This window comes from Methylocystis parvus OBBP (assembly GCF_027571405.1).
In the GTDB taxonomy this organism is placed as follows: Bacteria; Pseudomonadota; Alphaproteobacteria; order Rhizobiales; family Beijerinckiaceae; genus Methylocystis; species Methylocystis parva.
Genome location: NZ_CP092970.1, coordinates 193,292 through 204,886 on the forward strand (window position 1 = coordinate 193,292; position 11,595 = coordinate 204,886).

General features: G+C 59.4%; 8 protein-coding genes and 2 pseudogenes. 4 read left to right on the forward strand and 6 right to left on the reverse strand.

Annotated elements, in window-relative coordinates:
• Window positions 1-30: 30 nt before the first annotated feature.
• Genes MMG94_RS21960 through MMG94_RS21975 form a run of 4 tightly spaced genes read right to left on the reverse strand, consistent with a single transcriptional unit; the run spans window position 31 to window position 5,551 of the window.
• On the reverse strand, window positions 31-2,325 hold the full coding sequence (locus MMG94_RS21960) for an AAA family ATPase (RefSeq protein ID WP_016921274.1): 2,295 nt from the start codon (window positions 2,323-2,325) through the stop codon (window positions 31-33).
• 43 nt (window positions 2,326-2,368) lie between these two features.
• A complete protein-coding gene (locus MMG94_RS21965; protein WP_016921275.1) occupies window positions 2,369-3,133 on the reverse strand; it encodes a PaeR7I family type II restriction endonuclease in 765 nt (254 codons plus the stop codon).
• Window positions 3,123-4,874, reverse strand: coding sequence for an Eco57I restriction-modification methylase domain-containing protein (locus MMG94_RS21970; RefSeq protein WP_016921276.1), 1,752 nt, complete (start codon window positions 4,872-4,874; stop codon window positions 3,123-3,125). The genes MMG94_RS21965 and MMG94_RS21970 overlap by 11 nt, the downstream gene beginning before the upstream one ends.
• A 38-nt stretch (window positions 4,875-4,912) precedes the next feature.
• Window positions 4,913-5,551, reverse strand: coding sequence for a site-specific integrase (locus MMG94_RS21975; RefSeq protein ID WP_244415465.1), 639 nt, complete (start codon window positions 5,549-5,551; stop codon window positions 4,913-4,915).
• Window positions 5,552-5,893: 342 nt separating this feature from the next.
• On the opposite strand from MMG94_RS21975, the gene MMG94_RS21980 reads away from it, so the two are divergent.
• Both MMG94_RS21980 and MMG94_RS21985 read left to right on the forward strand, forming a co-directional pair.
• Window positions 5,894-7,108: a hypothetical protein gene (locus MMG94_RS21980; RefSeq protein ID WP_051001157.1), complete on the forward strand. Its 1,215-nt coding sequence runs from the start codon at window positions 5,894-5,896 to the stop codon at window positions 7,106-7,108.
• 359 nt (window positions 7,109-7,467) lie between these two features.
• Window positions 7,468-8,280, forward strand: coding sequence for an IS5 family transposase (locus MMG94_RS21985; RefSeq protein ID WP_154420434.1), 813 nt, complete (start codon window positions 7,468-7,470; stop codon window positions 8,278-8,280).
• 455 nt (window positions 8,281-8,735) lie between these two features.
• On the opposite strand, the gene MMG94_RS21990 is transcribed toward MMG94_RS21985, so the two are convergent.
• Entirely contained in the window at window positions 8,736-9,092 is a 357-nt protein-coding gene (locus MMG94_RS21990) for a hypothetical protein (RefSeq protein WP_016920733.1), read from the reverse strand.
• Between the two features lie 390 nt (window positions 9,093-9,482).
• A pseudogene (locus tag MMG94_RS21995) lies at window positions 9,483-9,587 on the reverse strand (ATP-binding protein); the annotation flags it as partial.
• On the opposite strand from MMG94_RS21995, the pseudogene MMG94_RS22000 reads away from it, so the two are divergent.
• Both MMG94_RS22000 and MMG94_RS22005 read left to right on the forward strand, forming a co-directional pair.
• Window positions 9,579-9,989, forward strand: a pseudogene (locus tag MMG94_RS22000) (Fic family protein); the annotation flags it as partial. The pseudogenes MMG94_RS21995 and MMG94_RS22000 sit on opposite strands and share 9 nt — an antisense overlap.
• Before the next feature lie 383 nt (window positions 9,990-10,372).
• Window positions 10,373-11,326, forward strand: a complete 954-nt coding sequence (locus MMG94_RS22005) for a DUF2493 domain-containing protein (protein WP_016920731.1) — start codon at window positions 10,373-10,375, stop codon at window positions 11,324-11,326.
• Window positions 11,327-11,595 lie beyond the last annotated feature (269 nt).

The window sequence follows — 11,595 nt, forward strand, 5'->3', positions numbered from 1 at the left end:
CTCGGCCTGGTCGGGAAGATTCTGATCTAGCTAAGGACGCCTTGTGAAATCTATCGTGCGTTCGCAGAAATGAGTGAGTTCCGTGTCGTTAATCGCTGCGGTTTCCCATGCTGCGTTCGTGTCGTGGTGGAATCTGTTCGCGTAATCGAGCAGCGCCCGCAGCTCATTCGTATCGTTCGCCGATAAGATTTCCGCGGCGGTTCCAACTCTTTGCTGGCAGACGTTGTGAAAAGCGCCCAACAGCGCCCCAGGAGGGAAATGGCTGGGGTATGCGATGCGGACAAACGTCTCGAGGATTGGCCGTAGGGTCCCCGCGACTATCCGCTCCTTCGCCGGGTCATGGCTTCGCAGGTATTCCGCGACAAGCTCATGCCGGCGGTCATGTTCGGTGATACAATCTTGGCGAACATCCCAGACCGCGAGTGTCGAACCCGCCCCGTCGCGCGCGATCCTTACGGCCGTCCGTGTGGAGGTATCAGCGCCTTCCCAAATCGCACAAAGAAACGGCTTTGAATGGGAGAGCACGATTATTTGACGCACTCGGCTATACAGACGCCGCATTTCTTGCACGGTTGTCAGCGAGCGATGCTCGTCCAGGCTCGTCATCGGATCGTCGATAACGATGATTTTTCGCGCGAGATTGGGGTCTTGGTCTAACGATGCGAAGAAGAAGGCGAGGGCCAGCGTATTGCGATCGCCAGCGCTCAGCGTATTTCGGAACGACGGGCCTTCGTCGGCGGTCAGGCTGACGGGCACGTTGTTGATCACGACGCTATAAGAGGCAGATGACCCGCCTCTGGTGTTTACCGACGAGACGCTTTGCAACCGGAATCCGGCATTGAACCGCTGGAGATAGGAATTAATCGCTGTCTCGTAGGCCGGGAAGATACTACGCCGGTAATGATCAAGGGCGGCGCGCGCTTGATCTCGCTGTTGCTCAGTTCTCCCTTTTGTAGCCTTCTCTTGAAGATAAGCGTCGCAAAGCGTGACGATCGTGGGTTCATGACGCGCCTTGATTGCCCTCAACCTGGAAATATCGCTCTCCAGGGCGGCAATGTTTGCTGCCGCAACCTGTTCTTTCACGAGTGCAATGGCTGCGTTGCAGCCTTGCAGCGCTGTTGAGATCTCCTCAACTGCATTGCAATAGCCGTGATAAACTTCGATCGCTTCTAGGCTCTCTGGAGGTAGCGTCTTCGGTTCGAGCGGAGCCGTGGCCTTCGCTCGCAAAACTGGCAGCACCGCCTCGCGCGCCGCTATCCAAGCACGTTCGACGGCAGCCGTGTCTATTTCCACCTCCGGGATACTCGTAAACGCGCGCCAAAACTCACGGTTTTCCGAGGCCACCCTGATAGCGCGTTCAAATGCAGCTCTGACCTCGCCCCCGTGCGAGGTGTTGATTGCCTGCCCGGTGTCTTTTATCGCGGTTTTCAGGAACTCGTATGCTTCGCTGAAATAAGCGCGGTAATGCGCAATGAGGGGCGAGCCCCCTAAATCCTGTGCGCAAAACGGACAGACTTCGTAGTCGTGTCCTTCTGACCCGGCCGCGATGCGGTGCAAACCCTCCCCGACCCACGCTTCGCCACCCTTACCGAGTTTCGCGAAATGCTCGCGCATACGAGCCGCCGCCTCGGCTTCGAGATCGGGCAGAGTCCGCGCCAGGAGCCGGTTGATTGGATCGACGTCGAACCTCGGCAGGACCACAGGCGCAAAAGCGGCTCGCTGCCTGATCGCGTCGGCTGATTTCGCCGCCGAAAGGTTGCGTTCCGCTTCCCCAATCTTTGCGTCGACATCGGGATCGGCGGCTAGGGCACAAAACTTATCGACGGAGAAGGCACCCCGTGCAGAGGCGGGAATTGCGTTTTCTTTGGTGCGCAAAGCCTGGTTATGCTGTTCGATCTGGGCAATATGGGATTGCACAGTAGAGTTGAGGCTTACGCCTTGAGCGCCGAGGATTAATTCGTGCAGATTTTGTCGGTGCGCAGTCTCGATTTCGATCCCGGAGCAAACGTTGGCGGCAACGAAGGCATCGTCGAAAACCGCTATATCGGCATGCGGAGCTGACCACGAGCCATTTTGGAAAAGGACAGTTGCACCTCCGACATTAAGCACGATGTGGGGTGGGTGCTGCGCGCCCAGACGCTTGCGTTCGGTTATCAGCTCTGGATCGTTGGCGCTAAGGGAGCGCAAAATGGCTGCGATCGTCGTTTTCCCGCGCCCATTCTCTCCATAGACCAGAGAGAGCTTGGCAAGCGGAATTCGGGCACCTGCGTTGACGGAATCGAACTGACCAATGTTTCTAAGCAACGAAAATTGTTCGACCGTCATTGCCCAACTCCATTCTCGAAAATAACGATGAGCTCTGCGCGTTTTAAAGCAAACGATCAGGCGCGCCTGGGGGGGCACGCGCAGCCTCCGCGGCGATATGACCGGCGAAGCTGGTCACGAAGGTCTTGAGGCCCGTCAGCTCCGACAAGTCAACATAGTCGCCCGTTTCTGCCGCCGTACGCGGCGAGGCCATGATGGTCGCCGTCGTGTAAAGCCGCTCCTGCACAAGTTTGCGGCACAGGATGTTATAGCGCTCGATGTAAGACGCCCCTCGGAAATCAGGAAAAACCGGGAAATGGGGCGAAGTATCATTCACCGGCGACCGTGATTCCGGCGCGTCTTCAACCGGCATCAGCCAGGCGACAAAAGGGCGCGGCGCTTCCGGGCCGAAAGCCCCTTCCCGATAGGCCGTCCAAAGATCGACAGCTGTGCCGATCGCTTCTTCCGTCCGATTGTTGAAATTCTTGCCGAAGGAACCGACCTGCGATTTGAGCTCGAGCGCCGCGACCAGGCGGCCATCGTTGACAATGAGTAAGTCCCAGAGTTTCGTCGGCCGGAAGAACCCCGGCAATGTCAGGACACGGCGACCCATCATCATGTGCGCGTCGGTCAGCCCGTTGGCCCGGATCACGTCCTGAATAAGGGCGATGAATCCGTCCATATTTTTGCCGCCGGTCACGCTCGCGCGTTCGCCCTGGTCTTCCCGGCCGAGTTCCTTTTGCTTGGCGGCGGCCGCGGCGCGGTTGCCCCAAAAGGCTTTCACCGCTTCCCGGGCTTTGTTTTCGTAGTCAGCTAAATCAAGCGGCATCCGCTACCCCCGCAGTTACCCCAATGGCATGGCGTTCTTCGGCGTTCAGCCCGTAGAGCTCCGCCGCCGCTGCGTTGCATGTATCGAGATCGCGGGATTTTCCGGCCTTGATGAGTTTGGCTCGCAATGGGGCTGAAACGCCCGACCAGCGCGGCAAGCGCAAGCGCCGCAGATATTGCGCCTGGAAACGCAAATAGCCGCCGCGCATTTTGGTCGAATAAGAAGAAATGAAAATCCGCGTTACGCCCGACAGGAGCACCGCCTGCAACGCGTGCAGGTTCCACTCGCTCGAGGTGACGTAATAGAGATTGTGGTGCGGATAGAGCTCGCCCGGCTCATAAACGATATGGGCTTCCCCTTTGATATCGGGGATCAGCAGCTTGGGGACCTTGGTCAGCTCCGGGTAAATCCGGTCAATGGTCCGATACCAGTTGTCGGGATTCTTCTTGGCGCAATGCCGCGCTTTGATCGTCGCGCCATAGCACTCGAGATAGGCCTTCAGCTTCGGATAATCCTTGAGCGCGACGAGCTTCCCGTCGCGCCCGAAGGGATTGATAATCCCAAGCCCACGCCATTCGACCGTGCCCGTCAGAATGTCGCGCGTCGTGGCGAGCGGCAGCTTGCGATCGGGCTCGACATCGAGCTCGTCAAACGGCCGGATGAAGACCTGATCCGCACCCGTGGCGACGCCGATCCTGACCTTGCAGCCAGCATCTTCGACCAGGGGGAATTCCGCCTCGAGGCGGCGCACGAGATTCAATTCTTCGGGCGCGCCGAGCATCCAGGGCTCATCGCCCACGGCTGCGTGCGTCACTTCGCTGACTTCGGCGCCCTTGCCGAGCTTGGCGGCCGTCATCGTTTTGGCGAGCTGGCGTAGCGTATCCGCGTCGATCTGCGGCCGCGCCGCGATCCGCGTTGGGCCCTCCTTCTCGCGGCCAATCACGACGATGGCCGGATAGGCGATCACGTCCGACAGAAAGGCGTCCGTATCGACCATGTCGACGAAGTATTGCAGGTGGAATTTCTCCGCGACCAGGCGGCGCAGCGGGCCGCCATAGCGGTTCTTGGTCCAGCGATCGGCGCAGATGAACCCCAGACGGCCGCCGGGCGCGAGCAGTGAAAGCGAGTGCTCGATAAAGGGGATGTATATGTCGGCGCGGTCGAAAATGGTGTCGAAGCGGCGGCGATATTCCGCGATCAGCACGTCGGGGATGAGCTCTTGCCGGACGTAAGGCGGGTTGCCGATAACGTGGGTGAATTCGCGCTCGAGCGGCAACAGGAGGAAGTCGCCCTGCTTGAGCCAATGATCCGCCAACGAATGGGCTTGGGCTGGTTTCAGCTCCTTTGCCGTGAGCGCATCGAGAACGAGCTCCCGTGTGTGCTCGTAGCTCGAGTGATGCAGCTCGACCGCGAGGATGCACCCGCCCAGGTCTTTTACAATGTTGCCCTTGTCGCCAACCTCGCGCCCGTAGGCCTCGAGCAGGCGATCGATCACCGGCGTCAGAAAATCGCCCTGCCCCATCGATGGCTCGAGCAGCCGCGCCTTATGCAGCGGTTTGTCGGCGGTGTAGCCCGCCAGGTCGAGAATGAAATTCACGACTTCGCGCCGCGTGAAGACCGCCCCACGCGACTCCGCGCCCGATTCAGCCATGCCGGCAATCGCGGCTTCTACTTCCGGGCGCTCGAGGAAGGATAACTGCTTGTGCGTGTTGCGGAATGCCATATTGCCCAGCTTAGCCATGATTCATGGTTCGTTCTACAACATTATCGGCCGAGAGGTTAGCGACTTCCCCGTCGCTTGCGACCTGGATTCCAGGCCTTTCCACACTTTTGAGAGCGCGCCTCGAAGAATGCGCCCAGGGGCAATGACGTGCGGCGATAATTGCCGGCGACGCGCCCTGTCCGATGGAGATAGCGCAGCATCGAGCGAAGGCGCTCGGCCACATCCTTCACGGACCTGCGCGTCTGATGAGGGCTGCGCGTGCCCATATAGCAGTCGATGTCGCCCACCGTCATCGGCATCAGACTGTCGGGGCCGTGCCGATCAAGCTGCCATGCCAGAAAGTTCCGGCCCTCCCACATCAATGCGTCGATGCTGGCCACGGCAAGGCCTCGTTCCTCGCGCAGCCAAGTCTCGTACTCGTCGCAGATGGCAAAGCGCAGTGCGTCGGCAGCGCAGGTCGCTTTCGGCGGGGACGGCCACAGGCCCTGTGCGAGCCGCAGCAACGCGTGGATCCCAGAGCGCGGAATAGAGTGCCAATCCCGCGCCGGCGTCTGACCATGGCGTTTGCCGAACATCGTAATCGCGTGTTGCAGGTACTGAGCCACCTGCGCCTCGGTCACCTCCGTGACCTCAATGTTCTGCTGAGCAAGGTATTCAACGAACCCGCGCGCATAGGCGCAGTAGTTCTCGATCACTACAGAGTTGTATCGTTGCTTAGTCAGAACAATTCGGAGCTCAGCAATCAGTCGGTCATTCAGTCCTCTGCTGGTCAAGATGACAGCAGAAGTTTGCCATCTGAACGCAGAGGTTACTTGGGTGTTCAACATCGATTTGGATTTTCTAGCTAAAAGGAGACATGCACCTCTCGACCTCATGTCGGTCATTGACGCGTGAGGCTGGCGCTACCAAAAGCGGACATTCGAGCGGTCTCTACTACATTACTTCAGGCCTGACGATTGGCTTAGACTTTCGCAGGCTCCGATTGTCGGTATGCTCTCTGCTCGAAATAGCATTCCAAGGGGGAGCAGACCAGAGTGATGGACCGAACCATCCGTATCCAGATCGATCGGAGTAGCTGGCCCAAGGCGCCACAACTACCGCGATTTCCCCGCAGTTTCATGGGTGTCGGCGTCGAGACCATGAATGTGCCAGCGATCCTACTAAAGATCGGTTTTTTGACTACGCCGTCGAGCGCAAGCGGCGTCTCGCTCAGCGAGTTCTGGGCTTACGTACGCTATCTGGCGGCAATCACAGGGGATAGCGACCTGCGGCTTACCACAGCTTTCGCGAACCTTGATGCGCATCAAAAAACTATTCTCAGCGACGATTTTGGGATGGGCGTGCCTATGACTTGGCTAACCCACGCCCTCGATCTCCAGCAAATCTGCGATGGACGCTATTTTCTTGATCGTTTTGCAGCGCAGGCAAGCGCCACCGTCCGAAAAAAGGCACGGAGAGGGCCAAACAAAGTACCCGACTTCGTCGCTCGCGATGGCAGGCGGATTTGGCATGTGATTGAATGTAAGGGAACGCAGAGCGGGTCTGGATATCAAGCGGACCAGATCGGCAACGCGGGGCCGCCTCCCACAGGCGGCATCGCTCAAAAGCATTCCATTGTCTTTCCTAGGAACTACTCCGGACAGCGACTGGTCTGCGCACTGAGTATCGGCCTCGAGGGAGTAGCCGGCAACTCTACCCTGAAGATTGTGGATCCAGAACCCGAGGACCCTGTAGTTGTCGAGGCCGCAGATCTTTACCTCGCCGAGGACGCTGTTCAAAGAGGCAGCATCGCAAAGGCACTCAGACTCGCGGGGTTTGAAGCGACAGCTGATGTCACAGCCGCGCCCATGGGGCGTTTCGCGTCGTCGCGGCGAGATCCGCGTCGCCGGTACGAAGAAGAGCGCTTGCGCATGGTCGAAGAAAGACTGGCCATCGCACAAGAGGAATTATCTCGTGAGGGTGGCATACGCTGGCGGGGTCGCGATGCAAGCTTCCGCGGTCGTGAGGCACACATTGTTCTACCACGACCATTGAACATCGATGGATCGGAGATCCAGAAGGTCATCTTGCGACAAGGCATCAACGAGGAAGTGCTCTCCGAGCTTCGTGCGAGGCCGGGTGTGGATAGCCCACTTCCTACTGCTGACGTTTCGTGGGATGACGCAGGCGGTTCCACCACGATTGATACAAGCGATGGGTTCGCAGCACTTCAGATCGGCGAGCTGTTTCGGTCTGAAATGCAGTTGGGCTAGATACCGAATTTTGTCACGAAGACCTGCCAGGAGACTGTAGGCCGCATTCTAACCCAGCCTTCCTCGATGTCGGCTCTGAGTCTGATAGTGCAGAAAAGCGGACGGGCTGAAAACCACCCCAAGTTTGGCGTTCGCGTTGACCAACCGCAAAGCCAAAAACCGGTCGTTCCATCCTCTAGGTCTAGGCGTGCCGTACCACTGCACCTTTATGCCGCTATCGGCAGCAAGCTGAACAGCGCATCGCTGCCGTCAATCCCCACAAAACTCAATTCCGTTTGCCCGCGCGAGTAAATAGGGTTGACCGCCTGCGCCTAGAGGGTGTTATGTACTTTACCGATTGATTGCATTAATAGAATTGGATGGCTGCGATTCGCAAACCGTATCCGTCTGACGTCAGCGACGAAGAATGGTCGCTTGTTGCGCCCTATTTGGCGCTGATGGACGAGAGCGCGCCGCAGCGTCAGCATTCGCTGCGCGAGCTTTTCAACGGCCTGCGTTATGTGCTTCGCTACGGCGTCGCTTGGCGCGCCATGCCCAACGACCTGCCGCCGTGGTCCGCTGTGTATCAGCAGGGACGCCGCTGGATGGCGGCAGGCGTGTTCGAAGCGCTCGCCCAGGATTTGCGTGCGGTGTTGCGACTGGCGGCCGGGCGCAAAGAGGAGCCGACGGCGGCGATCATCGACAGCCGCACTTTGCGCTCGACGCCCGAAAGCGGCCCGCGCGCAGGCTACGACGGCGCCAAGCGCAAACGCGGATCGAAACTCCATATGGCGGTCGACACGCTGGGCCATCTGCTGGCGCTTCATGTCACGCCGGCGAATGTGGACGACCGCGCCGAGGTTGGAAAGCTCGCCGAGGCTGTGCAGCAGGCGACCGGCGAGAGCGTCGAATTGATCTATGTCGACCAGGGATACACGGGGGACAGGGCAGCCGACGCTGCGAAAGCGCAGGGCGTCGAACTGTGCGTCGTCAAACTTTCGGAAGCGAAAAAGGGCTTCGTCCTCCTGCCCAAGCGCTGGGTGGTCGAACGATCTTTTGCATGGGCGACCAGATGCAGGCGGCTCGTCAAAGATTATGAACGATATGCGGAAACCCTTGCAGGCTTTCACATCCTCGCCTTCGCCTGTCTCATGCTCAAGCGCGCCACAGAATTCATGATACAAAGTGCATAACACCCTCTAGGTACAACAACTGTATCGTGCAATCGAGGTTGATGGCTTTATTGTCGTTGGAGAGTTCTGCGGCCTGATTGCCGCGCCCTCCCCTAAACGGGTTCAAAAACCCGATTGGAGAACGCGTCGTCAAGACTTCCCTCAAGTTGGAGAAGGGCTGCATCTCAGGCGCTATCCCTACCCTGGGCATCGGGGCAATGACGGGCTCAACGGGGATGACAGGCCTTATTGCGATAGCCACCTGAGCGTCGGCGGGTTGAAACCCGGCAAGCAGGGGCACAAGTAAGCAAAGGGTGGCGAGCATCGGATGAACGCTACGCATCGACGACTCCTAAATAATCTTGCCCTGCTCAGATCGAACTAATTCGCTTCGAGCTTGGGGCGGTCTTGAGACGTTTTCACGGCGGTGCAGCGCAAGGCCCCCCGAAGATTTCGGGGGGCCGCCACGTTGCAGATCAGAAGAGCTTCATTTCGGGCAGGCCCATCTGACGCCAGACAGACGCGTCGCTGCCGCCAAGGTGGCCGGTCGCGATATCGTTTAGAGGCCCGGCGATATTGTTGCGAACGAACCGGGTCAGGTCGTTGTGCTCCCCGAAACAATCCTTGAAGCCGCTGTTGAAGCATTTCGTCGCTTCAACGGCGGTCAGGACGCTCGCGGTGCAAGCGACAAATCCTGGAAGGTTCGCCGCCGAAGCAACGCAAGCCCTAACCGCCTTCGTCTCCGTTTTGCCCGCAGAAGCCGGAGACGCGGCTCCCAGCGCCAAGGGGGCCGCCGCTATCAGGGCGGAAAGAATTTTCTGGATCGTGGTCATGTCTCGGTCCTCTGTTGGGTCACGCGCCGCCGTTTGGCGGCGCTACAGGGACGACGGCTGAGGCGATCCAAATGGGAGGTGCCTCGAGAAAATATTTTCGCGGTTGCGCGGCACGGTTGAGCTAATGTTCGGAGCGGCACGGGGATAGTCGCAATTTTGTGACTTTCCCTGAGGCTCCTAACGCCACTTGGTGGCGCTGGGGCGTTCCGGCCTCCCCACCGGGTCCTTTCGCGACACGACTGTCAATCAGCATTGAACCGGGACCCCAGATCGGCGCCGAAAAGGGACCCCTTTTCAGGCGTCTGTTTTGTGCCGTTGTGGGCGTGACGGAGGGAGGGCGTAGCCCGACCGGAGTTACGCCCACAATGGCAGCGGCCTGAACGGGGAACTTCAGGCGCGGTTTTTGAAGCGCCAGCTTTCGTTGTCGGTTTCGACGATGTCGCAGTGATTGATGAGACGGTTGAGCAGTGCAGTCGTCATCTTGGCGTCGCCGGCACCCGGCCGGGCAATGCGCTCTTCGTTCCGCCGCCCGTAAGCGAACTCGACGCCTGCCTGGACGCATTCGAGCGCTTCATCCATGAAACCCAATCGCGGCTGCCGCCCTTGATCAAAGCCGGCATGCTCCATGTCCAGTTTGAAACCATTCATCCATTTCTTGACGGCAACGGTCGCGTGGGGCGTCTTGCATTCACGACCTGCTCCAGCTCCATCCATTCGCCACCGCAAACGACCTTGTCACGCGCACGGGGTTGACCGCGCCGACCGTCAACGCAGCACTGGCAGATCTTGAGCGTCTTGGCATCGTCGGTGAGATAACGGGCCGTCGGCGTGGACGCGTTTTCAGCTACCGGGCTTATCTCGATTCTCAGTGAAGGAACGGCTCCACTGCGCGGATGACCGAGCCTGAGCCCGCCAACGGGTTCCGCGCGAAGCAACCGTTCTCCGTGAGCGAACGCTTTGCCCTATTCTCTCCGGAGGCCGGTTCGCTGAGAGGGAGCGCTCTTTCAAACGCCTCGGCATTGGCTCTTCGAGAGGGCGCGCGCCGGCCCGAGAGAGCAGCGATGTCGCCACAAGCGGCTCGCTTACCGCAACGCTCCCCGCCGACTTCTTTCCCCTGCCCTGCGGTCACGCTTCGGGCATTCCTCGCGCGACAAACAAGTCATCGGGAAGCGTTCTTCGCTTCGCTTCGACCCTTCGGGTGCGGCGCGATCCGCCCGTGGCTCGGGATCGCTGTCAGGCCGCGATCGGAGCGGCCTCAAGCGAAAGAGCCAAGCCAAGCCATGAACGATGAATTCGCCTCCCTGCCCTTTGACCCGCTCGCTCCGGATCATGAAGGCCAATCGCCTTCTTCGCATCTTCTCGATGAACTCGCGTTGCACGGCTATCGCCCCCTGGACGACGAGCCGGACCCACGTCCCCTGCCCTCTTCGGACGCCGCCTCCCTCGCTCTTGAGTCCGCCGTCGAAGCTCTGTCGAGCCTCTTTCTCGGCACCCGACTTGAGGCCGATCTTCCCGACCTCCTGCGGTCCTTCGTTAATCTCTTTCATCGCAAGGCCGATCGCATCGACCGCGAACTCGACGACAATGAAACCACGCAACGGCGCTCGCAGGCCGAACAGGACGCCTCGGAAATCCGCTCGGTCGAATTGGGGCGGCTGGTCGCGCAAGGGCTGATGCTGGTGGAGCGTCGCAATGCCTTCGAATTCTTCCGCGACTATCTCGCGGAACTCTATGCGGCCGAAACAGGCTCGGTCTGGCGTCCCCGCTCCGGCTCAAAGGTCAATCACCGCACGCTGACGGCGGCGATGATCGACAGCCGCGATTTTCTGAACGTCAAGAAACTCGCCGAGATGCAGGTGCTTTTGCCCCCTGGCCCTCGCATCGCATTCGCCGGCGGCGCCGATTGCAACGATCATCGTCGGATCTGGGATACGCTCGACAAGGTGCGGATGAAGCACCCGGACATGGTCCTCCTCCACGGCGCGGGCCCGAAGGGCGCCGAACGGATCGCCGCCTGTTGGGCGGACAACCGCAAGGTTCCCCAGGTCGCCTTCAAACCGGAGTGGACGCGACACAAGAACGCCGCGCCCTTCAAGCGCAACGACGCGATGCTCGAGGCGCTGCCCATCGGGGTCATCGTCTTCCCGGGATCGGGGACCGTCGAGAACCTCGCCGACAAAGCCCGGAAGATGGGGATCCCCGTGTGGCGGTTCACTCCTCCGCCAGGTGCTTAAGCACCCGGCTATCCCGAAATCCGCTCCAATTTTTCGGAGCTGAAACCTCTCGCATGGCCAAGCTTTGACAGCCGTGCAGAGCGGAGAAAAAACGAATGAAATCAAATGGGTTATGCGCTTAACAGGTGCCGAATATTTTGGGTCCTCGCAACTAACGACGTTAACTTCTCATTAACCAAAAATCCGTTGCGACGCGAAGAGAATCGGGCATAATTCCCGATTAAAGGCCGGGTTCGCGTGAAAAAGCGTTATTCCGGGGAACAGCACTG